General features: G+C 66.0%; 23 protein-coding genes and 1 tRNA gene. 10 read left to right on the forward strand and 14 right to left on the reverse strand.

Annotation, left to right across the window (positions count from 1 at the left end):
* Positions 1–35: 35 nt before the first annotated feature.
* The 3 genes from mraZ to dinB all read right to left on the reverse strand — a co-directional run bounded on the left by mraZ (position 36) and on the right by dinB (position 2,648).
* The gene (mraZ, locus tag DC347_RS20755; RefSeq protein ID WP_018763545.1) at positions 36–464 is read right to left on the reverse strand and encodes a division/cell wall cluster transcriptional repressor MraZ; all 429 of its coding nucleotides are present in this window, start codon (positions 462–464) and stop codon (positions 36–38) included.
* Between the two features lie 332 nt (positions 465–796).
* The gene (locus tag DC347_RS20760; RefSeq protein ID WP_018763544.1) at positions 797–1,168 is read right to left on the reverse strand and encodes a DUF3040 domain-containing protein; all 372 of its coding nucleotides are present in this window, start codon (positions 1,166–1,168) and stop codon (positions 797–799) included.
* A gap of 247 nt (positions 1,169–1,415) precedes the next feature.
* Positions 1,416–2,648: a DNA polymerase IV gene (gene dinB, locus DC347_RS20765; protein WP_018763543.1), complete on the reverse strand. Its 1,233-nt coding sequence runs from the start codon at positions 2,646–2,648 to the stop codon at positions 1,416–1,418.
* Between the two features lie 105 nt (positions 2,649–2,753).
* On the opposite strand from dinB, the gene DC347_RS20770 reads away from it, so the two are divergent.
* Positions 2,754–3,278, forward strand: a complete 525-nt coding sequence (locus tag DC347_RS20770; protein ID WP_109864330.1) for a hypothetical protein — start codon at positions 2,754–2,756, stop codon at positions 3,276–3,278.
* Positions 3,275–4,369 (forward strand): polyprenyl synthetase family protein, encoded by a 1,095-nt coding sequence (locus tag DC347_RS20775; protein WP_109864331.1) that lies wholly within the window; start codon positions 3,275–3,277, stop codon positions 4,367–4,369. Before DC347_RS20770 ends, DC347_RS20775 begins: the two co-directional genes overlap by 4 nt.
* A 9-nt stretch (positions 4,370–4,378) precedes the next feature.
* On the opposite strand, the gene DC347_RS20780 is transcribed toward DC347_RS20775, so the two are convergent.
* Positions 4,379–4,732 (reverse strand): Rv2175c family DNA-binding protein, encoded by a 354-nt coding sequence (locus DC347_RS20780; RefSeq protein ID WP_026265088.1) that lies wholly within the window; start codon positions 4,730–4,732, stop codon positions 4,379–4,381.
* A gap of 248 nt (positions 4,733–4,980) precedes the next feature.
* Here DC347_RS20780 and DC347_RS20785 point away from each other — a divergent pair, with 248 nt between their 5' ends.
* Both DC347_RS20785 and pknB read left to right on the forward strand, forming a co-directional pair.
* Positions 4,981–6,378, forward strand: coding sequence for a lytic transglycosylase domain-containing protein (locus DC347_RS20785; protein WP_109864332.1), 1,398 nt, complete (start codon positions 4,981–4,983; stop codon positions 6,376–6,378).
* Positions 6,379–6,486: 108 nt separating this feature from the next.
* Positions 6,487–8,586, forward strand: a complete 2,100-nt coding sequence (gene pknB / locus DC347_RS20790) for a Stk1 family PASTA domain-containing Ser/Thr kinase (RefSeq protein WP_109864333.1) — start codon at positions 6,487–6,489, stop codon at positions 8,584–8,586.
* A 35-nt stretch (positions 8,587–8,621) separates the two neighbouring features.
* Here pknB and DC347_RS20795 read toward each other — a convergent pair whose 3' ends face one another.
* Together DC347_RS20795 and DC347_RS20800 are read right to left on the reverse strand one after the other, a co-directional pair.
* On the reverse strand, positions 8,622–10,016 hold the full coding sequence (locus DC347_RS20795; protein ID WP_018763537.1) for a class II 3-deoxy-7-phosphoheptulonate synthase: 1,395 nt from the start codon (positions 10,014–10,016) through the stop codon (positions 8,622–8,624).
* Between the two features lie 91 nt (positions 10,017–10,107).
* Positions 10,108–10,932 (reverse strand): 1-acyl-sn-glycerol-3-phosphate acyltransferase, encoded by an 825-nt coding sequence (locus DC347_RS20800; RefSeq protein ID WP_109864334.1) that lies wholly within the window; start codon positions 10,930–10,932, stop codon positions 10,108–10,110.
* 111 nt (positions 10,933–11,043) lie between these two features.
* On the opposite strand from DC347_RS20800, the gene DC347_RS20805 reads away from it, so the two are divergent.
* Genes DC347_RS20805 through DC347_RS20815 form a run of 3 tightly spaced genes read left to right on the forward strand, consistent with a single transcriptional unit; the run spans position 11,044 to position 13,179 of the window.
* The gene (locus tag DC347_RS20805) at positions 11,044–11,832 is read left to right on the forward strand and encodes a carboxylesterase (RefSeq protein WP_018763535.1); all 789 of its coding nucleotides are present in this window, start codon (positions 11,044–11,046) and stop codon (positions 11,830–11,832) included.
* The gene (locus DC347_RS20810) at positions 11,829–12,638 is read left to right on the forward strand and encodes a carboxylesterase (RefSeq protein WP_109864335.1); all 810 of its coding nucleotides are present in this window, start codon (positions 11,829–11,831) and stop codon (positions 12,636–12,638) included. Before DC347_RS20805 ends, DC347_RS20810 begins: the two co-directional genes overlap by 4 nt.
* A complete protein-coding gene (locus tag DC347_RS20815; RefSeq protein WP_109864336.1) occupies positions 12,625–13,179 on the forward strand; it encodes a hypothetical protein in 555 nt (184 codons plus the stop codon). The genes DC347_RS20810 and DC347_RS20815 overlap by 14 nt, the downstream gene beginning before the upstream one ends.
* A gap of 18 nt (positions 13,180–13,197) precedes the next feature.
* On the opposite strand, the gene DC347_RS20820 is transcribed toward DC347_RS20815, so the two are convergent.
* Positions 13,198–14,289, reverse strand: a complete 1,092-nt coding sequence (locus DC347_RS20820) for an ROK family glucokinase (RefSeq protein WP_240617889.1) — start codon at positions 14,287–14,289, stop codon at positions 13,198–13,200.
* A gap of 171 nt (positions 14,290–14,460) precedes the next feature.
* Between DC347_RS20820 and DC347_RS20825 the strand changes: the two genes are divergently transcribed.
* Positions 14,461–16,269 (forward strand): long-chain fatty acid--CoA ligase, encoded by a 1,809-nt coding sequence (locus DC347_RS20825; RefSeq protein WP_109864338.1) that lies wholly within the window; start codon positions 14,461–14,463, stop codon positions 16,267–16,269.
* Between the two features lie 71 nt (positions 16,270–16,340).
* On the opposite strand, the gene DC347_RS20830 is transcribed toward DC347_RS20825, so the two are convergent.
* On the reverse strand, positions 16,341–19,739 hold the full coding sequence (locus tag DC347_RS20830) for a pyruvate carboxylase (protein ID WP_109864339.1): 3,399 nt from the start codon (positions 19,737–19,739) through the stop codon (positions 16,341–16,343).
* A 303-nt stretch (positions 19,740–20,042) separates the two neighbouring features.
* Here DC347_RS20830 and DC347_RS20835 point away from each other — a divergent pair, with 303 nt between their 5' ends.
* Positions 20,043–20,861, forward strand: a complete 819-nt coding sequence (locus DC347_RS20835) for a ParA family protein (RefSeq protein ID WP_026265085.1) — start codon at positions 20,043–20,045, stop codon at positions 20,859–20,861.
* 46 nt (positions 20,862–20,907) lie between these two features.
* On the opposite strand, the gene DC347_RS20840 is transcribed toward DC347_RS20835, so the two are convergent.
* The 5 genes from DC347_RS20840 to gcvH form a co-directional block, all read right to left on the reverse strand.
* The gene (locus DC347_RS20840) at positions 20,908–21,501 is read right to left on the reverse strand and encodes a MerR family transcriptional regulator (RefSeq protein ID WP_018763528.1); all 594 of its coding nucleotides are present in this window, start codon (positions 21,499–21,501) and stop codon (positions 20,908–20,910) included.
* Between the two features lie 231 nt (positions 21,502–21,732).
* Positions 21,733–22,236, reverse strand: a complete 504-nt coding sequence (locus DC347_RS20845) for a bifunctional nuclease family protein (protein ID WP_018763527.1) — start codon at positions 22,234–22,236, stop codon at positions 21,733–21,735.
* Positions 22,236–22,952: a MerR family transcriptional regulator gene (locus DC347_RS20850; RefSeq protein WP_018763526.1), complete on the reverse strand. Its 717-nt coding sequence runs from the start codon at positions 22,950–22,952 to the stop codon at positions 22,236–22,238. Before DC347_RS20850 ends, DC347_RS20845 begins: the two co-directional genes overlap by 1 nt.
* A gap of 23 nt (positions 22,953–22,975) precedes the next feature.
* Positions 22,976–23,452 (reverse strand): FHA domain-containing protein, encoded by a 477-nt coding sequence (locus DC347_RS20855; protein ID WP_018763525.1) that lies wholly within the window; start codon positions 23,450–23,452, stop codon positions 22,976–22,978.
* A 156-nt stretch (positions 23,453–23,608) separates the two neighbouring features.
* A complete protein-coding gene (gcvH, locus tag DC347_RS20860; RefSeq protein ID WP_018763524.1) occupies positions 23,609–23,995 on the reverse strand; it encodes a glycine cleavage system protein GcvH in 387 nt (128 codons plus the stop codon).
* Positions 23,996–24,162: 167 nt separating this feature from the next.
* On the opposite strand from gcvH, the gene DC347_RS20865 reads away from it, so the two are divergent.
* Positions 24,163–25,032 (forward strand): Fpg/Nei family DNA glycosylase, encoded by an 870-nt coding sequence (locus DC347_RS20865; protein ID WP_109864340.1) that lies wholly within the window; start codon positions 24,163–24,165, stop codon positions 25,030–25,032.
* Between the two features lie 97 nt (positions 25,033–25,129).
* Here DC347_RS20865 and DC347_RS20870 read toward each other — a convergent pair.
* A tRNA-Pro gene (locus DC347_RS20870) sits at positions 25,130–25,206 on the reverse strand.
* Positions 25,207–25,230: the final 24 nt, after the last annotated feature.

Below are 25,230 nucleotides of genomic sequence, written 5' to 3' on the forward strand. Positions count from 1 at the left end.
CTCATCCAAGAAGCCACCTGCTGCCCGTTCCGGATTCAGAGAATGCCAGGAATGGGATCGTCAGTTTCGGAGAAGGCGGTTTCCTTCTCCGCAAGGTATTCATTCCAAGCCTGGGCGTCCCAGATCTCGGCGCGGGTACCGGCGCCGATCACGGCAAGTTCCCTTCCGAGTCCTGCATACTCCCGGAGCGCTGGTGGAATGGTCACGCGCCCCTGCTTGTCAGGTACCTCGTCCGAGGCTCCAGAGAGAAAAACGCGGATGTAGTCACGTGCTTGCTTGGAGGAGATTGGCGCCTCCCGCATCTGCTCGTGGACCCGTGCAAATTCCTTCTCGCTGAAGACGTAGATGCAACGTTCCTGGCCCCTTGTGAGCACCAGCCCGCTGGCAAGCTCCTCCCGGAACTTTGCGGGGAGAATGATCCGTCCCTTTTCATCCAGACGTGGCGAGTGAGTGCCCAGAAACACTGGCCCACCGCCTGTCCGCCGTCAGGAACTGCACATCCCCTGTGTTGCAACCACCCTCTTATGTCCTCCACATTACTCCACTTTCCACCACAGTCAACGCAAAACGGCCTTTCCAGCGCGGCGTTTATGGGATGTCACCCCTGAAAAGATGCGGAAAATGCCCTGGTGGTGGAAAGTGGAGGACTTTTACCCAAAACCGGCCCACTCGGGACCATGAGGCGGCCACCCGCCGGTTAAACAAGGAAAGGCCCGCCGAAGCGGGCCTTTACGTGCGATTCCCCGACGTCAGGGGAGCGAAATGGAGGGGCGGGGCGGCTTAGCCGGGAGGCCGCTCAGGACTCTCCCCTGCGGCGCTCGTCCCATCGTTCCTCGAGGCTGCTCATGAAGGAACTCCGGGGCTTGCCGGCCTTTCCCGTTCCGGCCTTGGAACCAGGGCGGCCCCGGGAACTGCGCATGGTGGCAAAATATACTCCGCCGCCCATGACCACAAAGCCCAGGACGCCGACGAAAATGTTCTGCAGGGTTACGCCAACCAGTAACAGGAAGACGCCGGCAAGCGCGCACAGGACTCCGATGACCACGTGCCTCGTGGACCATGACCGCCCGGGGTCCGAACCCATCGAGTTCGCGAACTTCGGATCGTCCTCGTGAAGCTGCTTCTCAAGCTGCTCAAGCAGCTTCTGTTCGTGCTCCGACAGCGGCATCACGACCTCCTTTTGTAGGCCAACGTCCGGGCTGATCCCAGCCACTACTTCTGACCCCTAGAACGTCTGCTGTAGCTGGAAAGTTCCCGTCCGGCCGGCGGCGGCCAAGACGGGAACCTTACATGCAGTCGCGGGGGCGGGAGCATGTCCAAGAGGGTCCGGCAGTAAGTCCATTCACTCGAAAACTATGTATATCCAAGGATAGATTGTTGAGGCCTGATCTGAAAGACGGCAATGACTTCGGCGGTCAGGCCGGACCTGCCGTTCCGTCCCCTGAAGGGATGTCCGGCTCCATCAGGCGTGCGGGCAGGACAGACTTGCTGCCAAACCTGCGCGTTACCTCGTCCAGCGCCTGCTCGGCGGCCCGCCAGTTCTCATCCCTGCGGTCGATGCTCAGCTGCAGCGAGGTCCGCGCCGCTTCCTCAAGCTGTTCGGCCCGGACCCCCACGAGCCGCACGGTCATTGCCCTGGTTCCAAGGGACTCCAACAGCTGGAGTACCACCGCATAGATCAGCTGGGCGCTGTCGACCGGGGTGTGGACCGTCCTGCTGCGGGTGATGGTGGAGAAGTCTGCAAACCGGAGCTTCAAGGCTACGGTCCGCGCCACCATGCCCGAGCTGCGCAGCCGCGTCGCCGTCCGGTGGGACAGCCGGAGCAGTTCCCGCCTCAGGAGCGCGTCGTCGGCCGTATCCACGGCGAACGTCTCTTCCGCCCCGATGCTCTTTTCCAGCCGCACCGGGGTCACGGGACGGGGGTCAATGCCCCAGGCGAGCTGGTGCACGTGTTCCCCGGCGGCGCCGAGGACCTTCTTTAGCGAGGAGACCGGGGTTGCCGCGACGTCGGCCACGGTCTTGATGCCCATGTTCGCCAGCGCCTCACCCGTCTTGGCGCCGACGCCCCACAGTGCGCCAACCGGGAGGCTGTGGAGGTACGGAACGGTTTCGTCGGGCCCAATCATCAGGAGCCCGTCGGGCTTGCACCGGGTGGAGGCGATCTTGGCCACGAACTTCGTTTCCGCTATCCCCACCGAGGCGGTGATCCCCAGCTCCGAGGCCACCCTGCGCCGGATCAGCTCCCCGATCCCCCGGGGCGGCCCCAGCCGGCGCAGCGCACCGGTGACGTCAAGGAAGGCTTCGTCAACACTCAACGGCTCCACGAGCCCGGTGATGGATTCGAAAATCGCCATCAGCTGCCCGGAGACCTCGTAGTAGAGCTTGTGCCGGGGTTCAATCACCACGGCCTGCGGGCACATCCGCATCGCCACGGCCATGGGCATCGCAGACTTCACTCCAAAAGCCCGGGCTTCATAGGAACCCGACAGGACCACGGACCGTTCCCCCGGGAACCCAACGATCACGGGCTTGCCGCGGAGTTCGGGGCGGGTACGGAGTTCGACAGAGACAAAGAAGGCATCCATGTCCACATGCATGATGCAGGAACGCCGGCGGCCCGGAAGGGGCGCGGCGGCTGGCTGGTTCATACCTGCGGGCACCACGGCTGCAATCCTATCGGTTTGCGCCGCCCCCTCCGGAGGCTGGCTAAACTGGAGGCTGATTCCGCCCACAACACCAGGAGGAAAGTCTCTGTGACGGTTATTGGAAACTTTAAGCCAGCTGGCCTGGCCGCGCTTGCCGCCGTCGGGGTCCTCGCCCTTGCCGCGTGCAGCCAAGCCCCGTCAGGCCAGGCAGAGTCCTCCCAGACCGCTTCCATTGCCGCCACGCAGTCCACCCTCACGGCCTCGCCCAGCCCGTCGGCATCCCCCAACACGTCGGCAACGGTCGGCGCCGTCGTCGAAGGATTTCCCCAGCAGCTTCTTCCCCTGATGACCGGGGCCACGGTGGTGTCCAGCAGCTTTGACAAGGCATCCACCCCGGCAGCGGCCGCACTGGTGGGCACGGTATCGGCTCCCACCAGCGCCGTCATCGACTTCTACACCAAGGCCCTCGAAGGCCAGGGCTTCAAGGCGGTGCCGGGCGATACCGTGGGCGGGGTTGCTTCCAAGGACTTCGTCCGTGGCGACAATGAGACCGTGAACCTCGCGGTGGTGGAGGCTTCCGGCGTTTCCACGTTCACGATCGGCGCGAACGTCGCAGCTGAGTCGGCCAAGTGACGGCCGCGGAGCAGCTGAGGAATGAACAGGCAGACTTCGTGGCGGGAGTGGCCGGCGAACTGACCGGCTTCCTGACCCAGCGACAGTCCATCATGTCCGGCATCTCGCCGGACATCGAGCCCATCATGGGCTCCATCTCGAACCTGGTCACCGGCGGCAAGCGCCTGCGGGCGCTCATGTGCTACTGGGGCTGGCGCGGCGCCGGCGGGGAGGCCGGAGCCAGCCAGGTTGTGACGGCAGGTGCCGCCCTTGAACTGTTCCAGGCCGCTGCCCTGATCCACGATGACATCATCGACCGTTCGGACACCCGGCGTGGCGGTCCCAGCGTGCACCGGCGTTTCAGCCAGCTGCATACCGCGCAGGGCTGGGCCCTGGACGGCGAACGCTTCGGCCAGGCAGCAGCCATCCTTGCCGGCGACCTTTGCCTGTCCTTCAGCGAGGAAGCGTTCACCGACATCGGCGAGCGTGCAGCCTCAGGCAGCAGGGCACGGCTGATCTTCAACCTCATGCGCGCCGAGGTAATGGCCGGACAGTACCTGGACATCCTAGAGGAAGTGGCAGGGCCGGTCCGGGACCGCGCCGGAGCGGTCGGCAGGGCCCAGTCCATCATCCGGTTCAAGAGCGCCAAGTACTCCACCGAACATCCGCTGGCACTGGGCGGAGCCTTGGCTGGAGCGTCCAACGAGCTGCTCCGCGGCTACTCGGCGTTCGCCCTGCCGCTCGGCGAAGCATTCCAGCTCCGCGACGACGTCCTGGGGGTATTCGGCGATCCGCTGACCACGGGCAAGCCCGCGGGGGACGATTTAAGGGAGGGCAAGCGCACGGTCCTGGTGGCGCTGGCCCTGGACCAGGCATCACCCGCGGAGTCGGCCTTTATCGACGCCAGCCTCGGCAGCCCCGATCTTTCCGAGGCGGACATCCTCGACATCAGGCGGATCATCGAGGATTCCGGCGCGCTGCAGGCTACGGAGGTCCTGATCGGGGAATTCGGTGCCGCGGCATTTGATGCCCTCGAGGAACTCGAACTGGAAGACCTGCCCAAGACCGCCCTGCGGAGGCTGGCTGAAGCAACCGTCAGCCGAGCCTCCTAAAGCGGCAATTTACCAGGCGAGAGTTTGGGCCCTGCGCCTGATTTCCGTCTTGCGACCTTCCCGCAATGCATCAATAGGGCGGCCGCGCAATGATTCATCGGCGGTAAACAGCCACACAATGAGGTCTTCATCCGAATAACCTGCATCGGAGAGCACCACAATGGTGCCTTTAAGGCTGTCCACTACCTGGCCATCCTGGATGAATTCTGCGGGAACCGAACGGATCTTCCGCTCCCCAACCCGCACCGCGGCCAAAGCATGGTCGTCAATCAGGCCATGGACCTTCGTGACGGAAACATCCAACAAACGTGCGACGTCGGGCAGCGGCAACCACTCACCCACCAGGTTTTCTACATTACTCACGGACCAAGGTTGCCACGCTGCGTACCTTGTCGCCTAGTCGGGGCAATTCATTTGCCTGGCCGCCCCGGGACACTCCATGAAAGTGGCCATTCCGGGCATTCTCCGGCTTCTTGTGCTAATCGCAAATTCGTGAGAGATTCACTTTGATCACAGTTGTAACACGAATAACTTAAGTCACAGTAGTATCAAGATTGACAGCGGCATCCCCGCCCGCGTCCGCGCCCGCAGTTGAGAAGAGGATTCTTTCCATGTCGATGTCCCGCTCGCCCAAGCAGCCCCCCAAGCCGAGCCTGCCGATGATTGCCGCCACCACCGCGGCACTGCCAGCGGTTGTCCTGTCATCCTTGGCCCTTGCCCAACCCGCAGCGGCAGCGCAGCCGGTACGCACCATTCCCAGCAGCCTTGCAGCGGCCATGAAAGCCCAGGCAGCTGCCCAGGTTTCCGGCGCGGTCATCCCCGCCTCTTCTGTCTCCACCACCATTCCGGCCACCCTGCAGCCTGCACAGCCGGCGCCCCCTGCGGAGTACACCATCGTCCGGGGCGACACCGTGAGCGCGATCGCCGGCCGCTTCGGACTGGACACAGGGGAAATCCTCAAGCTGAACAACCTCCAGCCGAACACCATCATTTACCCCGGCCAGAAGATCAAACTGTCCGGCTCGGCAGCACCGGCAGCCCCCTCGCCGGCTCCGGCAGCGCAGGCTCCGGCAGCCCCGGGCGGCGCAACCTATACGGTGAAGCCTGGAGACACCTTGGGTGCCATTGCCGCGCGGCACAATGTGGGCCTCTCCGACGTCTTTGCCTGGAACAACCTGTCGATGCGCTCCATCATCTACCCGGGCCAGAAGATCAAGGTCAGCGCCGGAAACGCCGCTCCCGCCCCTGCTGCACCGGCACCGGCGGCTCCCGCCCCGGCTGCTCCTGCACCCGCCTTGGCCGTCACGTCCGCTCCGGCCTCCGGTTCCTACACGATCAAGGCCGGTGACACCCTCTCAGCCATTGCCTCCCGGCACGGGGTCAAGTTGTCGGACCTGCTCTCCGCGAACCAGTTGAGCATGACCACCGTCATCTACCCCGGCAGCAAACTGATCATCCCCGGCGGCGCCGGACAGGCAGGCCCGCAGCCCGCCCCCGCAGCCCCGCAGCCTGCCCCCGCTCCCCTGGTCCCCAGCACCTTCCTCGGCTTCAGCTACCCGGCAGCGGTCGTGAGTTCGGCCAACGAGAACAAAGCCCTCCTCAACGCGTCCCCCGTCCCTTCGAGGGATGAAATGAAGAACATCGTGGCGGATACCGCCCGTCGAATGGGCGTGGATACTTCGCTGGCCCTCGCCTTTGCCTACCAGGAGTCAGGCTTCAACCAGCGGGCCGTGTCACCGGCGAACGCGATCGGAACCATGCAGGTCATTCCCAGCTCCGGGCAGTGGGCATCCGACTTGGTCGGGCGCAAGCTGAACCTGCTCGACCCTTACGACAACGCGACGGCAGGCATCGCCATCCTTCGCCAGTTGCTGGCAACCAGCAAGGACCAGGACACGGCCATCGCCGGGTACTACCAAGGCCAGTACTCGGTGAGCAAGTACGGAATGTACGACGACACCAAGGCCTACGTAGCCGCTATCAAGGCAAACCAGAAAAACTACAGCTGAGCCCCCGGGCATCACCGGCTCCGGATGAAACACCGCGGGTCCGAACCGTTACCGGTTCGGACCCGCTTCCGTTTCGGATGCCTTTTGCCGCGGGATTAGGATCGTAAGGTGCAGGAACACGTGACAGACCCCCTTGCAGGGACACTGGTGGACAACCGCTACGCAGTGGCCTCCAGACTCGCCCGCGGCGGAATGTCCACCGTCTACCTGGCCGTCGACCAGAGGCTGGACCGCGAAGTGGCGCTCAAGGTGCTCCACCCGCACCTCGCCGCCGACGAAAGCTTCCTTGGCAGGCTTGGCCGCGAAGCGAAGGCCGCCGCGCGCCTCTCGCACCCGCACGTGGTGGGTGTCCTGGACCAGGGCAACGACGGCAACACCGCCTACCTCGTCATGGAGTACATCAAGGGCCACACGCTTCGGGACGTCCTCAGGGAACGGGGCGCCCTCTCGCCGCGGCTGGCGCTGGCCCTGATCGACCCCGTGGTGGAGGGCCTGGGAGCCGCGCACGCAGCAGGCTTCATCCACCGGGACGTCAAGCCGGAGAATGTCCTGATCGCCGATGACGGCAGGATAAAGATTGGCGATTTCGGCCTGGCCCGCGCGGTCACCAGTTCCACCAGCACCGGTGCGCTGATCGGCACCGTCGCCTATATCTCCCCCGAGCTGGTCCTGGGCCAACCGGCGGACGAGCGCAGCGATGTCTATTCCGTGGGCATCATGTTGTACGAAATGCTGACGGGGCGGCAGCCGTTCGAGGGTGACGTCCCCATCCAGGTCGCCTACCAGCATGTCAACGGAACGGTCGGGCCGCCGTCGGCCTTGGTTCCCGGCCTCGCAGCGGAAGTCGATGAGCTGGTGCAGTGGTGCACCGCCAATGATCCGGAAAACCGGCCGGTCGACGGCAATGCGCTGCTCCAGGAGCTGCGCCACATCCGGACCAACCTCACGGATGCCGAACTTGACCTGCAGCCGCCCGCAGCTGCAGCAGCAACGGCCCAGCACCAGACCGAGGTCCTGGCCCGCGCCAGCAATCCCACAACGCTGATCCCCCCCGCACGGCCGGCTGCCCCCGGCTATCCCCCCGGACGGCAACCGCTGCAGCAGGACAGCACGGACGGCGGGGCTGCTACGGAAGCCCTGATGTTCCACTCCAGGCGGCCGGACCTCGCACTTCCCGACGACGCCGACGACGCCGACGACGCCTGGACTGCGCCGCCGCCCCGGCTCAGCAAGCGGGCGCAGCGCCGGTCGGACAGGGAGGACGAAAAGGTCCGCGCGCGGGCGGCCGCCACTCCGGCGCGGACACTCCGGGAGGGCAACCCCCGCCGACGCGGCATCGTGTGGATTGTCGTGCTTATTGTTGCCGCCCTGCTGGCCACGGGCGCCGGATGGTTTTTCGGCATGGGACCAGGCGCCGCGGCCGAGGTGCCGGCCGTCGCCAATAAAACGGTGGCGCAGGCCCAGCAGCTGCTCAACGGGGTGGGTTTCCATTCCACCACCAGCGATGTCTTCGATGACCAGGTGCCCACCGGGCTGGTGGTGGGCAGCGATCCGTCCGCCGGAACGGAGATCCGGAAATTCCAACCGGTCTCCCTGCTGGTCTCGAAGGGACCGCAGCTCTTCCCCCTGCCCAAACTCACGGGCGGAACCCTGACGGACGCGAAGAACGCCCTCAACGCAGCCCAAATGGCGCTGGGCCCGGTCAACGAACAGTATGACGACCAAACCGCGGCCGGCACGGTGCTCTCGCAAAATCCGGCGGCCGGCACTCCAGCCCGGCACGGCACGCCTGTGGAGATGGTGGTATCCAAGGGACCGCAGCCGATCCCCGTTCCCTCCGTCGTGGGCAAAGCCAAGGACGACGCCGTCGCCGCAATTAAGGCCGCGGGGCTCACTGCCGACACATCACCCGATGCGGTGTTCGACAAATCCGTTCCCGAGGGCGCCGTGGTCAGCCAGACTCCGGCCACCGGGACACTGACCCGCGGCGGGACGGTCACCCTGACCCTTTCCAAGGGGCCAAAGATGGTGGATGTCCCCAGCTTCATCGGCAAGCAGGCTGCAGACGCGCGGAAGGCCTTGGAAGCGCTGGGCTTCCAGGTCCGGGTCAACAACATCCTCGGCGGCTTCTTCGGCACCGTCCGGGACCAGGAACCGGTTAACCGGAAGGTCCCGGAGGGTTCCGTCATCACCATCACCGTGGTGTAGGAGGTTGGGGCCGGCAGTGCCGGCCCCAACCTGGCCTAGTTCTTGGCGAGGGCCCCGGCGACGAGGAACGCCATTTCCAGCGACTGCATATGGTTCAGGCGGGGATCGCACACGGATTCATAGCGGTCCAGGAAGGCATCCTGGTCGATCGGGTCCGCGCCGCCCAGGCACTCGGCCACATCGTCGCCGGTCATCTCCACGTGCAGGCCGCCCGGTACCGTGCCCAACCCGTGGTGCACTTCGAAGAAGCCGCGCACTTCGTCGATGACGTCGTCGAAATTGCGCGTCTTGTAGCCGTTGGGCGACGTGACGGTGTTGCCGTGCATGGGGTCGGTGACCCACAGCACCTGGGCACCGGACGCTGTGACCTTCTCGACGACGGCAGGCAGCTTCTCGCGGATGTTGCCGGCACCCATGCGGGTGATGAAGGTCAGGCGGCCGGGCTCGCGGTCAGGGTCCAGCTTGTCGATCAGGCGCAGGGCGTCATCACCAGTGGTGGACGGGCCGAGCTTGACCCCGATGGGGTTGCGCACCCGCGAGAGGAAGTCGACGTGTGCGTGGTCCAGTTCCCGGGTGCGCTCCCCGATCCACAAGAAGTGGGCCGAGGTGTCGTAGGGGAAACCGGTGCGGGAGTCGATGCGCGTCAGGGCGCGCTCGTAATCAAGCAGCAATGCCTCGTGGCTGGCGAAGAACTCCACCCGCTTGAGGGCTTCGAAGTCGGCGCCGCAGGAGTCCATGAATTTGATGGCGCGGTCGATGTCCCGGGCCAGTGACTCGTAGCGCGCGTGGGCCGGGTTTTCGGTGAACCCCTTGTTCCACTGGTGTACCGAGCGGAGGTCCGCGAATCCACCCTGGGTGAAGGCCCGGATGAGGTTCAAGGTGGACGCCGAGGTGTGGTAGGCGCGGAGCATCCTGGCGGCGTCATGGCCGCGGGACTCGGGCGTGAAATCGTAGCCGTTGACAATGTCGCCGCGGTAGGCGGGAAGCGTGACGCCGTCGCGGGTTTCGTCGTTTGAGGAACGGGGCTTGGCGAACTGGCCCGCCATCCTGCCCATCTTGATGACCGGCATTGCCGCCCCGTATGTGAGCACCACCGCCATCTGCAGAATGGTCTTGACGCGGGCGCTGATCTTGTCCGCCGTGGCGGCCTCGAACGTTTCGGCGCAGTCGCCGCCCTGCAGCAGGAAGGCCTTGCCCTGGGCCGCGGCGGCGAGCCGCTCGCGCAGCACGTCCACTTCACCGGCGAAAACCAGCGGGGGGAGGACGGAAAGTTCCTTTACCGAGGCCTCGAAGACGCCGCGGTCCTGCCAGCTGGGCTGCTGCGAGATGGGAAGGTCCCGCCAATTGTCGAGTCCGGGATAGTTGGCCGCCCCGCTCTGGGCGGTACTGGACAGCGAAAAGGCAGGTTTTGCGGATAGCTCAGTCACCATCTAAGACTAGCGTCCGGGCGGGACCGGCGGGCACAGCGTCGTCACTCAGCCCGGCACCGGCGTCATAACAGCACAGGAAAGCCCAGTGCTGTTACTTGGCGGCGGATGTCCCGGCGTCGTCCTCCGGGGCCGGAGTGCCTTCCACCGGGGCCATCGGGCCGCTGCCTTGGACGAACTCGCCGTCGGCGGCGACCGGCGCGGCCAGTGGCTCGGCTGCCGCCTGGGGTTTCACGGGCTTGCCGGCAAGCCGCAGCTTGACCACGGCGGCGTACTCGTCCACGTACTCCTGGCCGGACAGCCGCATCAGGTTGGTCATGATCTCGTCGGTGACAAGCCGCTGCACGGTGCGGTCTTCCGCCTGGTCGCGGTATTGGCTGAAATCCAGCGGCTCGCCGAAAATCATGCCGATCCTGCGGATGTTGGGCAGCCGCTTGCCGATGGGCTGGACTTTGTCGGTGCCGATCATGGCCACCGGAATGACGGGAACTCCCGCCTGCAGCGCCAGCCGGGCAACACCCACTTTCCCGCGGTACAACCGGGCGTCCGGGCTGCGCGTGCCCTCGGGGTAGATGCCCAGCAAGCCGCCGGAGGTGAGCACGTCCATCCCGGCGTTCAGGGACGCCGCCGAGGCCGCACCGCCGGACCGGTCCATGGGCAGCTGGTTGGTCAGGCGGAAGAACGCCGCCGTCAACCTGCCCTTGATCCCGGTTCCCGTGAAGTATTCCGACTTTGCCAGGAACACCACCGGGCGGCGGACCATGAGCGGCATGAAGATGGAATCCGAGAATGACAGGTGGTTGGAGGCGATAATGGCGGCCCCCTGCGCAGGGATGTTGTCCAGGCCCTTGACCCACGGCCGGAAAAGCATCTTGATCACCGGACCGAGGAAGATCCTTTTCATGACCCAATAGAACACGTGGCGAACCTCTCCGGAAGGCGGCTTCCAGCCCCGGCGTCGGGCCTGGCCAGCGATTCAATGCAACCCTACTCTAGTGAGATTTGGCAGGAACAGTGACACGATGGAGTCATGACTGAAAGCAGCACCCCGCCCCGTCCGGCCGCTTTCAGCTATCCAGGTCACGGCCCCAATGCGCGGATTGGCATCGCCATCTGCCACGGGTTCACCGGCAGCCCGCTAAGCGTGCTGCCGTGGGCAACCCACCTGGCGGACCAGGGATACGCGGTGTCCGTTCCCCTGTTGCCGGGACATGGGACCCACTGGCGCCAGCTCGCCCGAACGGGGTGGCAGGACTGGTACCGCAGTTACGAGGAAGCCTTCCTGGATCTTTCCGCGCGGACGGAAATGACGTTTACCGCCGGCCTCTCCATGGGCGGCGCGATCGCCCTGCTTGCGGCCTCCCGCCACCACGCTGCGGGGGTCACCATCGTCAACCCGGGCCTGAGCTTCTATGACCGCCGGGTGCGCGTGATCGGTGTCCTCAAGTACTTCCAGCGGACCACGATTCCCATCCAGGAGGACCAACCTACGGCGGCGGCAACGGACGACGGCGACTATTCGCGGACTCCGTTGGCGGCCGTGCATGAGCTCAAGAAGCTCTTTGGTGCCGCAATCCGCGGGCTGCCGAAAGTGGACGCCCCGGTCCAGGTCTTCAAATCGCGGACGGACGCCGTGGTCCCGCCATCATCCCTGGCCCTCCTGGAGAAAGGGCTGCGGGGAAACCTCGCCGAGGTGGTGGAGCTTGCCAGCAGCGGACATGTGGCTACTCTGGACGTGGACGCGCCCGCGATCTTCGAGAAATCGGAAGCATTCGTCGCCGCCCACGCCCGCCGCACCAGTACCTTGGAGACCCCATGACCTCCGGCCCCGACCACAGCCCCTTCTCCAGTGCCTTCAGCGGCGAGGGTCCCCGCACCGGAATCGTCCTGTCCCATGGCTTCACGGGAAGCCCGCATGGTTTGCGCGCCTGGGCCACGGCGTTCGCCGAGGCTGGGTTCGCCGTCCGGATGCCGCTGCTTCCGGGCCACGGCACGACGTGGCAGGACCTCTCCCGGACCCGCTGGCAGCAATGGCACAGCGCCCTCGATGAAGCGTTCCTCGAGCTGGACTCCCAGTGCGACCGGGTTTTCGCTGCCGGGCTGAGCATGGGCGGTGCCCTGGCGCTGAGGATTGCCGCAACCAGGCCGGTGGCGGGAGTGGTCCTGGTGAACCCCGGCCTGGTGGTCGACGACCCCCGCGCGCCGCTGGCGGGCATCCTGAAGCTGGTCCTGAAGAGCACCCCGTCCATCGGCAACGACATCCTCAAAGCCGGCGTGGATGAGGGCGCCTACGCACGCACCCCGGTGGCCGCCGCCCACGAACTCAACAAGATGTTCAAGGACACCGTCCGGCTCCTCCCCCGGATCACCGCCCCGGTCCAGGTGTACCGGTCAACCGTGGACCATGTGGTGTCCGATGCCAGCATGGCTGTCCTTCGGCGCGGGCTGGCGAACGCACCCCTGGACGTGGTCCGGCTGGAAAACAGTTACCACGTCGCCACCCTGGACAACGACGCAGATCTGATTTTCGAGGGCTCGGTGGATTTCATTCGGCGGGTCCTGAACGCCGCGCCCCCGGCCAGTCCCGCCGCTGCTGGGCAGGAGGGCCGCCATGAACAGGCATGACCCGGGCCAGCCGGATCCGGGGGCCAGCCAGGATGACGCCGTCTGGCTGGACCTGGTGGCACGGCTCGAATCGGACACCGTGGCAACGCGCCCTGATACCCCGGCAGGCGGCCAGCTGCCACCGTCCGGGAAGGTGTCCGGAGCGCCGGAAACCCACCAGCCGCCGTCGTTCCAGGACTTCGACCCCCTGGGGCTGGCAGGGATGCCGGCGGCGGAGCGCCAGGCGGCAGCCGCCGGCGGGACGGGCACGGAGCCTGCCGGCCCGTCCGAGGGACCCCGCGACTATGAGGTTGACGACGACGGCGGTGAGTTCGTGCCCGAGGAGCCGCCCAGCCTGGCCGGCACCGATCCGCTGACCATGCTGGCGTGGCTGGGAGCCGTGGGCGGACCGGTGGCGCTGCTGTTGTCGGCAATGTTCTGGCGGTCGGCACCCCTGCTGGCGATCGTCGGCATTGTTGCCGTCTTCGTGCTCGCGACCGTTTACCTGATCATGAAGCTGCCGCAGGAAAAGAACGGCGACGACGACGGCGCGAGGGTCTAGCAGGGCTCCCCGGCCAGGTCAGCTGCTGACGCGGCTGCTGACGCGGGAGAGGTCGGCTGCGCCGATCAGGCCGGCATTGGGACCCAGGGCCGCCAGTTCGATGGCCGCTTCCGGCCGGAAGCCACGGCCGGTGAGGTTCCGGGAGAACGCCTTGCGGGCCGGCTGCACCAGCAGGTCACCCGCAGAGCACAAGCCCCCGCCGATGACGAACATGCCTGGATCGAGGGCTGCGGCCAGGTTGGCCAGTCCCAGGCCAAGCCATTCGCCCACTTCCTCGATCAGTTCGCGCGAGGCACGGTCGCCTGCCAGGGCCAGTTCCGTGACGATGGCACCCGTGATTGCTTCCGGACGGCCGCCCACAGCCGCCAGCAGGTCCTGGGCTACGGGCGAATTTGCCCGGGCGAGGAGCCGGGCCTCCCGGCCCAGGGCGTTGCCCGATGCGTATTGTTCCCAGCATCCGCGGTTGCCGCACTCGCACCGGTGGCCGCCGGGCATGATGATCTGGTGGCCAAACTCGCCGGCAACTCCGAAGCGGCCGCGTTCCACCCTGCCGTCCATCACCATGGCCCCGCCGAGTCCAGTCCCAAGGGTGATGCACACCAGGCGGTCCTCCCCTTGGCCGGCACCGAAGCGCCATTCCGCCCACGCCGCAGCATCGGCGTCGTTGGTCAGGAGTACGGGACGGCGAAGGAGCCGTTGCAGGTTCTCGCGGAGAGGCTCGTTGCGCCAGGCCAGATGCGGACTGAAGAGGACGGTTCCGCCGGCCAGGTCCATCCACCCTGCGGCGCCGATTCCCACCGACCAGATGCGGTGGCCCCGGCCCAGTTCCTCGACGAGTTCGACAATGACCTGCTCCACCGCCCGCGGGTCGGTGCCAGGCGTGGACCGGCGCGCTTCGCTGAGAATCCGGCCTTCGGCGTCCACAACGCCCGCGGCGACCTTGGTCCCCCCGATATCGATCCCGATGGCCAATCCCTTGCGGCCAAGGCGGAGGTGCCCGCGGACGCCGCCGCCGTGCAACCGTCCGGCGCGCTGGATGGCGGGACGGCGCCGCCAGGGAGCCGGTCTTCCAAGGGGGCCGGCCTGATCGCCGGGCAACGCTCCGTACATAGTCCACCATTCTAGGCGGGCACCGGAATTGTCTTGACATACGCGGCCGCACACGGCTCTCATTGACGGCTAAGTTACTCGCCAGTAGGTTTATGTACTGCACAGTCCCGCCCGGGGTATTAGTCTTTAGGCAACCCCCTGCGCGGGACTTCAGATATCAAAGGAGCTATAGTGCGCGAATTCAGTGTTCCGCCCCTGGTTGTTGTCCCACCCGAATCCAACATCACCGACCTGGTGTTGCGGCAGGCAGGCAAGGCCAGCAATCCGGCACTGTTTTCGCGCCTGGATGCCGGGGGCGCGTGGCAGAACGTTGCCGCCACGGACTTCCTGGCAGATGTCAGAGCCTTGGCCAAGGGCCTGATCGCCAGCGGCGTTGCTGCAGGCGACCGCGTGGGCATCATGTCCCGCACCCGTTACGAGTGGGCACTGGTCGACTTCTCCATCTGGTTCGCCGGTGCAGTGTCGGTCCCCATCTATGAAACGTCGTCCCCGTCCCAGGTCGCCTGGAACCTCGGGGATTCGGGCGCTGTGGCCGCTTTCGGCGAATCCGCGCACCACGAGAACGTCATCCGCCAGGCCGTTACGGCTGAGGGGCTCACCGACGTGCAGCACGTCTGGCAGCTTGAGGGCCAGGGACTGGACGCGCTCCGCGATGCCGGCCGGGACGTCAGCGATGAAGAACTCGAAAAGCGACGCAGCGCAGCGAACCTTGGCGACGTCGCCACCATCATCTACACCTCCGGAACCACGGGACGGCCCAAGGGCTGCGAGCTGACGCACGGGAACTTCGTGGAGCTCTCGGACAACGCCCTGGCCATCATCGGCGACATCGTCCACGAGAACGCCAAGACCATCATGTTCCTGCCGATGGCCCACGTGTTCGCCCGCTTCATTTCCGTGCTTGCGATGGCCGCCGGCACCACCGTGGCCCACACCCCCGACATCAAGAACCTCCTGGGCGACCTGCAGAGCTACGAGCCCACCTTCATCCTGGCGGTACCGAGGGTCTTCGAGAAGGTCTACAACTCCGCACTGACCAAAGCGGAGGACGGCGGCAAGGGCGCCATCTTCCACCGGGCAGCCGACACCGCCATTGCGTTCTCCAAGGCACGCCAGGACGGACGGGTGGGGCTGGGCCTGAAGTTGCGCCACGCCCTGTTCGACAAACTGGTGTACGGCAAGTTGCGGGCGGCAATGGGCGGACACGTCGCGCACGCCGTGTCCGGCGGCGGCCCCCTGGGCGAGCGGCTGGGTCATTTCTTCCAAGGAATCGGGCTGCAGGTGCTGGAGGGATACGGCCTCACCGAGACCACCGCTCCCATCACGGTCAACACGCCGTCACGGATCAAGATCGGATCGGTGGGCAAGCCGCTGCCGGGCAACGCGGTCAAGATCGCCGACGACGGCGAGATCCTGGCCAAGGGCGTCTGCGTCATGCGGGGCTACTACCGACGGGAGGACCTCACCGGCGAGGCGTTCACCGACGGCTGGTTCCACACCGGAGACATCGGCCGGCTGGACGAGGAAGGCTTCGTGTGGATCACCGGGCGGAAGAAGGAGATCATCGTTACCGCCGGCGGCAAGAACGTGATCCCGGCCCTCCTGGAGGACCAGATCCGCGCCGACGCCCTGGTCTCCCAGGTCCTGGTGGTGGGCGACAACAGGCCCTTCATCGGCGCCTTGGTGACCCTGGACCAGGAAGCACTGCCGGGCTGGCTCCAGCGCCACGGCCTTCCAGCGGACACGACGCTCGAGCAGGCCGCGGGCAATCCGGTAGTGAAGGCGGCGGTGCAGGACCTGATCACCGCGGCAAACACGTCGGTCTCGCAGGCCGAAGCCATCAAGTCCTTCCGGATCGTTCCGGCGGACTTCACCGAGGCTTCCGGGCACCTGACCCCTTCCATGAAGGTGAAGCGGGCCCAGGTGATAAAGGACTTCGAAACGGTCATCGAGGAAATGTACTCCGCGCCGCGTTCGTAGCAAGGCGCCAGCAGACGAAGGGGGCCTCCCGTTGCCGGGAGGCCCCCTTCGTTTACCTGGCTGTGGCCCGTCTACTCCTCGATCACCAGCAGCAGATCCCCGCCTTGGACCTGCTCGACGGCGGAGATGGCGAGCCTGGCCACCTTGCCGGCTACCGGCGTCGTGATGGAAGCTTCCATCTTCATCGCTTCGATCGTTGCCACGGTGTCTCCGGGCTTGACGGTGTCGCCGGGCTTGACGGTGACAGTGACGGCGCCGGCGAAGGGTGCGGCCACCTGGCCCGGCTGGCCGGGATCGGCTTTCTCGGCCGCCTTGACGTTGCTGACCACGGAACGGTCCCGCACCACGACCGGCCGGGACTGGCCGTTGAGGGTGCACATGACCGTGCGCATGCCCTTCTCGTCCGGCTCCGAGACGGCTTCCAGGGAGGCGATGAGGCGGACTCCGCGTTCCAGCTGGATTTCGTGCTCGGTGCCGCGCTGGAGTCCGTAGAGGTAGTCCCGGGTGTCCAGCACGGAGATGTTGCCGTACGTGTCCACGCTCTTGAGGTAGTCCTTGGTGGGTCCGTCGAAAAGCAACCGGTTCAGCGTGTGCTGGCGGGTCTTCGAATCGGACTTCAGGGCCGCGCTGTCCTCGGCGCTGAGCTCGGCATCGCGGACCTTTACGCTCCTGCCCTGCAGGGCCTTGGTGCGGAAGGGCTCGGGCCAGCCTCCCGGAGGATCACCGAGCTCGCCGGACAGGAAACCGATGACGGAGTCGGGGATGTCGTAATTCTGTGGATTCGCTTCAAAATCCGCGGGATCGGCGTTGAGGCCCACCAGGTGGAGCGCGAGGTCACCCACCACCTTCGAGGACGGCGTCACCTTCACCAAGTGGCCCAGGATCCGGTCCGCGGCCGTGTACATGTCCTCGATCGCTTCGAAGCGCTCCCCCAGGCCCAACGCCATGGCCTGCTGGCGGAGGTTGGACAACTGGCCGCCGGGGATTTCGTGCTTGTATACGCGGCCGGTGGGGCCCGGCAGGCCGGACTCGAACGGGGCATACACGCGGCGCACCGCTTCCCAATACGGTTCCAGCGAGCTGACCGCGTCCAGGCTGATGCCGGTGTCGCGCGGCGTGTGGGCCAGGGCCGCTACAAGGGCCGACGCCGAGGGCTGGCTGGTGGTGCCGGCCAGCGATGCCGCTGCGACATCCACGGCGTCCACACCGGCGTCGACAGCGGCGAGCAGGGTGGCCAGCTGGCCGCCCGCCGTGTCGTGCGTGTGCAGGTGGACGGGCAGGTCGAACCGTTCCCGCAAGGCGGCCACGAGCTTTGCCGCGGCCGCAGGGCGGAGCAGGCCCGCCATGTCCTTGATGGCCAGGATATGGGCGCCGGCGTCCACGATCTTCTGCGCCAACTCCAAGTAGTAGTCAAGGGTGTACAGCTTCTCTTCCGGGTCCAGCATGTCGCCGGTGTAGCAGAGCGCCACTTCGGCGACGGCGGTGCCGGTGGCGCGGACCGCCCGGATGGCCGGGGCCATCTGGCTGACGTCGTTCAAGGCGTCAAAGATACGGAAGATGTCGATGCCGGTGGCGGCGGCCTCGTTCACGAAGGCCTCCGTCACTTCTTCGGGGTACGGCGTGTAGCCAACCGTGTTGCGGCCGCGAAGGAGCATCTGGATGCACACGTTCGGCATCGCCTTGCGCAGCGCGGCGAGCCGGTCCCAGGGGTCCTCACCGAGGAAGCGGAGGGCGACATCGTAGGTTGCGCCGCCCCACGCCTCAACGGACAGCAGCTGCGGGAGCAACGCCGTGACGGCGGGGCCGGCGGCAACGAGGTCGCGGGTGCGGACGCGGGTGGCCAGCAGGGACTGGTGTGCGTCGCGGAACGTGGTGTCCGTGACCGCCACGGCGGTCTGCTCGCGCAATGCCTTGGCGAAGCCCTCCGGGCCCAGCTCAAGGAGCCTCTGGCGCGAACCCGCTGCCGCCTCCTTGCCCTTGACGTCCGGCAGCTTGTCGGCGGGGTTGGAGTGCACGGTCAGCTCGCCGTTGGGCTTGTTGACGGTGACCTCGGCCAGCCATGTCAGGAGCTTGGTGCCACGGTCGGCCGAGACACGGGCCTTGAGCAGTTCAGGGCGCTGGTCGATGAAGTTGGTGGCGACATCGCCTGCGATGAAATCGGGGTCGTCCAGGACGGCCTGGAGGAAGGGAATGTTCGTGGAGACACCGCGGATGCGGAACTCGGCCAGGGCACGGCGGGCACGGGCCACCGCTGACGGGTAGTCCCGGCCCCGGCAGGTGAGCTTAACCAGCATGGAGTCGAAGTGGGGGCTGATCTCGGCACCGGAGTACACAGTGCCGCCGTCGAGCCGCACGCCGGCGCCGCCGGCCGAGCGGTAGCCGGTGATCTTTCCGACGTCGGGCCGGAAACCATTGGCGGGATCCTCGGTGGTGATGCGGCTCTGCAAGGCGGCGCCGCGGAGTTTAACGGTGTCCTGGGACAGTCCAAGGTCGGCCAGGGTCTCGCCGGAGGCGATCCGCATCTGGGCCTGGACCAGGTCCACGTCCGTGACTTCCTCGGTGACGGTGTGCTCCACCTGGATGCGAGGGTTCATTTCGATGAATACGTGCTGGCCGGCCCGCTCACCCTCGGTGTCCACCAGGAATTCGACCGTGCCCGCGTTGACGTAGTTCAGGGCCTTGGCGAATTTCACGGCGTCCCGGTAGAGGGCCTGCCGGATTCCCTCATCGAGGTTGGGGGCGGGAGCGATCTCGATGACCTTCTGGTGCCGCCGCTGGATGGAGCAGTCGCGCTCGAAGAGGTGCATGACGTTGCCCTCTGCGTCGGCAAGGATCTGCACCTCGATATGGCGGGGGCGCAGGACGGCCTGCTCCAGGAACATGGTGGGGTCACCGAAGGCAGCGTCCGCCTCGCGCATCGCGGACTTCAGGGCCTCAGGCAGGGCGTCGCGGGTGTCCACCCGGCGCATGCCGCGGCCGCCGCCGCCCGCTACAGCCTTTGCGAAGATGGGAAATCCGATCTCGTCGGCGGCCGCCAGCAGCTCGTCCAGGTCCTTGGAGGGCTCGCTGGACTTCAGTACGGGGACACCGGCCTCGCGGGCAGCCTTGAGGGCAGCCACCTTGTTGCCGGCAAGCTCCAGCACTTCCGCAGGCGGACCAACGAAAGTGATGCCGGCGGCCTTCGCCGCGCGGGCAAGCTCAGGGTTCTCGGAGAGGAAGCCGTAACCCGGGTAAATCGCGTCCGCGCCCGACTCCTTGGCAACCCGGACCACCTCAGCCACGTCCAGGTAGGCCCGGACAGGGTGTCCTTCCTCGCCGATCAGGTAGGCCTCGTCCGCTTTCTGGCGATGGATCGAGTTTCGGTCCTCCTGCGGAAAAACGGCAACGGTCTTGGCACCCAGCTCATAGCCGGCGCGGAAGGCCCTGATCGCGATTTCACCGCGGTTGGCCACCAGAACTTTGGAAAACATACTTCTCCTGCATCATTGCGGGGTGGATCGAATGAGTGGTCACAGTGTCTAGGACCTACAAGGACAAACACAAATCTTTGTGGCCACCGTCACAGATTTCCCCGTCATGTCCCGAACGCTTTCAGCGTGGCTGGCGGAAACCGCCCCGGCAGCACAGTCGGTGCCATGCCGACGCCCGATAAAACAGGATTCGCCGACGCATCAACATATGATGAGTAGGGCGGCAGGACCGTCCGGCTTCGGCTCTGCCGAGGCAAACATTACCCCCAACACGGCATCCGGCGTTAGGTTTTGGTCTCTCAAGTGCAAGTAGTCAGCATCAGCAGCCTTAAGGGTGGAGTCGGCAAGACTTCCGTCACCACAGGATTGGCGTCTGCGGCGCTGGCCGCCGGAATTCGCACACTGGTGGTGGACCTGGATCCGCACGCCGACGCCACCACGGCACTGGGAGTCCAGCCCGGAGACCACCTGGACATCGGCAGGATGCTGAAGAGCCCCCGCCGGGCAAAGATGGCCGAGAACGTGGTGCGAAGCAACTGGGCTGACCGCGTCCCGGCCAACGGTTCCGGGCCCGCCGTCCTGGACGTCGCCGTCGGCTCCGCCTACACGGGCATCTACGATCGGCCGGACCTTGGCCGCCGCGACCTCCGCAGGCTGTCGGCCGTACTTGCCGGCGCCGGGGACTACCAGCTGGTCCTGATCGACTGCCCGCCGTCCCTCAACGGGCTGACCCGCATGGCATGGGCCGCCAGCGACAAGGTGGCCCTGGTCGCCGAGCCCGGCCTCTTCTCGGTGGCAGGCACGGAACGCACCATGCGCGCCATCCAGCTGTTCCGCCAGGAGTTCGCCCCCAATCTTTCGCCTGCCGGCATCGTGGCCAACCGGGTCCGCACGGGCTCCTCCGAGCACACCTACCGGCTGGCGGAGATGGAGTCCATGTTCGGCGAACTCCTGCTGAGCCCGAGGATCCCGGAGCAGGCCAATTGGCAGCAGATCCAGGGTGCGGCCCACCCCGTGCATCACTGGCCCGGCGATTCGGCCAAGTCCGCGGCGGCATTGTTTGACGACCTCCTGGCCAACCTCATGGCCGCAGGCGCCGGCCTGCGCAGCCGTACCCGCTAGGACCCGTTCCAACAATTAAGGGNNCCCTTAATTGTTGGAACGGGTGTCAGCTGATCTTCCGCGCCGCACGGCGCTTGCTCAGTTCGTCGTCGGGAAAGGATTGCTCCGCGGCATGTTCGCTGGGCAGCGACGCGAGGCTGCCTTCCACTTCCCGCCAGACACGGCCAACGGCGATGCCAAAGACTCCCTGGCCACCCTGGACGAGGTCTATGACCTCATCCGCGGACGTGCACTCGTAGACGCTTGCACCGTCGCTCATGAGCGTAATCTGTGCCAGGTCCTCGACGCCGCGCTCCCGGAGGTGTTCGACGGCGGTCCGGATCTGCTGCAGGGAGACCCCGGTATCCAGGAGGCGCTTGACCACTTTGAGGACCAGGATGTCCCGGAAGCCGTACAGCCGTTGTGAGCCGGAGCCGGCGGCACCGCGGACGGCGGGTTCAACCAAACCGGTCCTCGCCCAGTAGTCGAGCTGCCGGTAAGTGATGCCTGCGGCTTTGCAGGCAGTGGGGCCGCGGTAGCCTGCGTCCTCATCCAGTACCGGAAGGTCCTCGGTGAACAGGAGGCCCTGGGCACCGCTCACGGGCACAGCAACACCAGCTGTGGGCTGTTTCAGCCCGCCTGCTTCGCCTTTGGGACTCACCTGGATCCTCCTTGTCGTACGCTCCCAGGAACTCTCTAAGGCAGCTTCGGCATGAAGACCATGCGTGTAATTGTCGCGGGGCGCACTTTCCAGTGTGACTTGCGCGGCTGCCGTAAGCAAGGGAACTTGATACTTCGACGTTAGGCCCGGCAGGTCCCCAGGTCAAAGACGTTGGGGGGTTGAAAGAGGCGTGTCGAAACTTTCAGCCTCAACTTTAACTTTAACGTGACCTTAGCCGTCGAAATCCTCGGGCTCCACGTCGTCAAGGAACTCGCGGAACCGGCGCATTTCGCGTTCTTCGTCCACCGTGGGGCCCGGCTCGGTGTCCTCCCCCTCATCATGTTCCGTGATGCGCACTCCGGCCTCGTCCATGACCGAATCGGCACACCAGATCCGGCACTTGGCCCGCAGCGCGATGGCCAGGGCGTCGGAGGCCCGGGAGCTGACCGTGGTGCCGTTCTCGAACTGCAGTTGGCCATAGAAAATGTTGTCTTCCACGGCCACGATGTTGACGCTGACCACGGAGTGCCCCAGCGACTCCACCACGTCCACCAGGAGATCGTGCGTCATGGGCCGGGGCGGGACAACACCCTGCTGGGCGAGCGCAATGGCACTGGCCTCGGGGGTGCCGATCCAGATGGGCACGTGGCGTTCGCCGTGCATCTCCTTGAGCAGGACCAGCGGCTGGTTGGACGGCAATTCGATGCGAACGCCTACGATCTCTACTTCAATCATCAGATGTCCATGCGTGAGATGTGGTCTTGCACCAGGGCCCGGTGCAGGGTGAGGCAAAGATCGCTGATCTCGCGGGCGGCCTCGGCCGCGCGTGCCTGCGATGCCGAGTCCTTGCGCGAGGCCAGCGGCGCGACGGCACGTTCCACGAGGCCGAATTCCCTCTCGGCCGCCGCCTGGAAGGGGCGAAGGTGGCGCGGCTCGAGCCCATGGCTTTCCAGCTGCACGCACGCGCGGGCAACCTGGAGGGCATGCTCATCGAACTGGCCGTTGCTGTGGCTGATGAGGCCGAAGCTCAGCAGGGACTGCAGCAGGGGGACGCTGGCTCCGGATTCGGTCCGAAGTTGCTCCTCGCTCAGTTTCCTGCCCCGGTTCTGCAACTCGGCGGCAAGTTCGTCCGAGACAATACGAGGGGACACCACGACGCCGGGGGGCAGGTTTTCCGGCCGCTCTCCCCTGTCGATTGCGTCAAGGTAGTCCTTGATGACCTTCAGGGGCAGGTACTGGTCGCGCTGCAGGGCCAGCACGAACCGCAGGCGTTCGACGTCGCCGTCGGAGTACTGGCGGTAGCCGGCAGGTGTGCGGCGCGGATTGATCAGGCCCTTTTCCTCAAGGAAGCGGATTTTCGACGCCGTCATGCCCGGGAAGTCAGCGCTGAGCTGGGCGAGGACCTCGCCGATATTCAGGACCTGGGGGCCCCGGCGTTCCGGTTGTGCCATTGCCACAGGCAGTGGTCCCCGGGTCAGCTGCGGCCTGCAGCCGTGGCAGGGCTCAGGTAGAAGGTGAGGCGGAACTTGCCGATCTGGACTTCGCTGCCGGACTTGAGCTCCACGCTGTCCACCCGGTCGTGGTTGACGTAGGTGCCATTGAGGCTGTTCTTGTCCACGACTTCGAAGCTGCGAGCGGTGCGGCGGAATTCGACGTGCCGGCGCGAGACCGTGACATCGTCCAGGAAGATATCCGCATCCGGGTGGCGGCCGGCGGTGGTCACGTCCGAATCCAGGAGGAACCGGGCACCGGCGTTCGGGCCGCTGTGCGCTACCAGCAGCGCGGAACCGGCAGGCAGGGCCTCCACGGAATTGCGCTCGTCCGAAGAAAGCTTCGGGGCGATGGTGGGCTCATCGGTGACCGGCGTGAGATGGATCGAGGTGGTCTCCGACGCCTTAGCCGCACCCGTGCCGTAATCCCCATCGGCAGGGTTGTGTCTGTGGCCAGCCATGGATTCCTCCTCTTAGATGTGCAGGGCCTTGGCCCGCAACCGACGATTGCTCACCGGCCCTGCCCGGCAGGTCCGGCGCCGGCGCCCGATCCGGCCACTGACGTGCGAAGACGTCCTGCCTGCGACGCGGGGCCGGACCGGATTAACCGGTTAGCTTTAGCCTACCTGTTGTTCGTACTCCGATGCACTGAGCAGCGACTCGACGGCGTCAGGTTCGGCCAGTTTGACCTCGATCAGCCAGCCATCACCGTAGGGATCGGTGTTGATCAGGGCGGAATCGCTGTCCAGGGAGTCGTTGCGCGCCACGACTTCGCCGGAAACGGGTGCGTAGATGTCGCTCACGCTCTTGGTGGACTCGACCTCGCCCACCACTTCGTTCGCCGTAATCTTCGTGCCGACTTCGGGCATCTGGGCGTAGACGACGTCACCAAGCGCGTCCTGGGCGAAGTCGGTGATTCCCACGCGGACCACGCCGTCGGCATTGGGGGCCGTAACCCACTCATGTTCGGCGGTGTAGGACAGGTCTTCGGGAATGTTGCTCATGGGGGGCCTTTCATCGGGGTGCGCGCCAAGGTCACGAGGGGCCCGGAAATCGGGCCGCCGCTGAAAGTATAGGCACAACTGCCGGGGCGGGCACCGGGGTTTCTGACAAGATGGGACCCATGAGTGCAAGCACTGGTGCAGCATCCCTGCGGCGGGGCGGGTAAGCCATGCCGGAACTGCCCGAAGTGGCCGGCCTGGCCACGTTCCTGGACGAGCAGCTGCGCGGGTGCACGATCTCAAGGTTGCAGATCGTGTCCTTCGCCGTCCTCAAAACCGCCGACCCGCCCTTCAGCGCCCTTGAGGAACAGCTGGTCTCCGGGGTCCGGCGGTTCGGCAAATTCATCAGCATCGACACTGCGGGCGTGTCGCTGGTATTCCACCTGGCGCGAGCGGGGTGGGTGCGCTTCACCGACTCCCCCGCCGACAGCCAGCTTCGAATGGGCAAGGGCCTGATCGCCGTCAGGTGCACCTTTGCCGGTCCGGACGGCCCGCGGGGCCTGGACCTGACCGAAGCGGGCACCAAGAAAAGCCTGGCGGTCTATGTGGTGCGCGATCCGCAGGATGTGCCGGGAATTGCGGCGCTGGGTCCCGATCCGTTCACGGAGGCGTTCGACGCCGGCATGCTGGCGGAGATCCTGCAGGGCAGTTCGCAGCAGATCAAGGGGCTGCTGCGCAGCCAAAGCGTCATTGCCGGCATCGGCAATGCCTACAGCGACGAAATCCTGCACGCCGCGCGGATCTCTCCGTTCGCCATCGCCAAGTCCCTGGACCGGGAGACGGTCCAGGTGCTCTACGACGCCATCCACAGCGTGTTGGGCCAGGCGCTGGTGGAAGCCCGCGGCAAGCCGCCCAAAGACCTCAAGGACGTCAAGCGAAGCCACATGCGGGTGCACGCCCGCGCCGGCCAGCCCTGCCCCGTGTGCGGCGACACCGTGCGTGAAGTGTCGTTCGCGGACACGGCGCTGCAGTACTGCCCCACGTGCCAGACCAAGGGCAAGATCCTGGCGGACCGGAGGACGTCGAAGTTCTTGAAATAGGCAGTCCCGGAACCAGGCATCCGGCCGGACCGGGAACGGCCGGGAACGCCAAAAAAGCGGAAAGCGCCGGAGATGATCTCCGGCGCTTTCCGCTTTTTGGTCGGGCTGACAGGATTTGAACCTGCGACCCCTTGACCCCCAGTCAAGTGCGCTACCAAGCTGCGCTACAGCCCGCTGGTTCCGCCGTTCTCCGCTGAC

This window comes from Pseudarthrobacter sp. AG30 (assembly GCF_003116525.1).
In the GTDB taxonomy this organism is placed as follows: Bacteria; Actinomycetota; Actinomycetes; order Actinomycetales; family Micrococcaceae; genus Arthrobacter.

Excerpts from the sequence above, each read along its gene's own strand:
- DC347_RS20815 (WP_109864336.1), top strand. The coding sequence starts at position 12,625 with ATGAACAGGCATGACCCGGGCCAGCCGGATCCGGGGGCCAGCCAGGAT.
- DC347_RS20830 (WP_109864339.1), bottom strand. The coding sequence starts at position 19,739 with ATGTTTTCCAAAGTTCTGGTGGCCAACCGCGGTGAAATCGCGATCAGG.
- DC347_RS20760 (WP_018763544.1), bottom strand. The coding sequence starts at position 1,168 with ATGCCGCTGTCGGAGCACGAACAGAAGCTGCTTGAGCAGCTTGAGAAG.
- gcvH (WP_018763524.1), bottom strand. The coding sequence starts at position 23,995 with ATGAGCAACATTCCCGAAGACCTGTCCTACACCGCCGAACATGAGTGG.
- DC347_RS20855 (WP_018763525.1), bottom strand. The coding sequence starts at position 23,452 with ATGGCTGGCCACAGACACAACCCTGCCGATGGGGATTACGGCACGGGT.
- DC347_RS20785 (WP_109864332.1), top strand. The coding sequence starts at position 4,981 with ATGTCGATGTCCCGCTCGCCCAAGCAGCCCCCCAAGCCGAGCCTGCCG.
- DC347_RS20810 (WP_109864335.1), top strand. The coding sequence starts at position 11,829 with ATGACCTCCGGCCCCGACCACAGCCCCTTCTCCAGTGCCTTCAGCGGC.
- DC347_RS20820 (WP_240617889.1), bottom strand. The coding sequence starts at position 14,289 with ATGTACGGAGCGTTGCCCGGCGATCAGGCCGGCCCCCTTGGAAGACCG.
- dinB (WP_018763543.1), bottom strand. The coding sequence starts at position 2,648 with ATGAACCAGCCAGCCGCCGCGCCCCTTCCGGGCCGCCGGCGTTCCTGC.
- DC347_RS20845 (WP_018763527.1), bottom strand. The coding sequence starts at position 22,236 with ATGATTGAAGTAGAGATCGTAGGCGTTCGCATCGAATTGCCGTCCAAC.
- DC347_RS20850 (WP_018763526.1), bottom strand. The coding sequence starts at position 22,952 with ATGGCACAACCGGAACGCCGGGGCCCCCAGGTCCTGAATATCGGCGAG.
- DC347_RS20805 (WP_018763535.1), top strand. The coding sequence starts at position 11,044 with ATGACTGAAAGCAGCACCCCGCCCCGTCCGGCCGCTTTCAGCTATCCA.
- DC347_RS20865 (WP_109864340.1), top strand. The coding sequence starts at position 24,163 with ATGCCGGAACTGCCCGAAGTGGCCGGCCTGGCCACGTTCCTGGACGAG.
- DC347_RS20795 (WP_018763537.1), bottom strand. The coding sequence starts at position 10,016 with ATGGTGACTGAGCTATCCGCAAAACCTGCCTTTTCGCTGTCCAGTACC.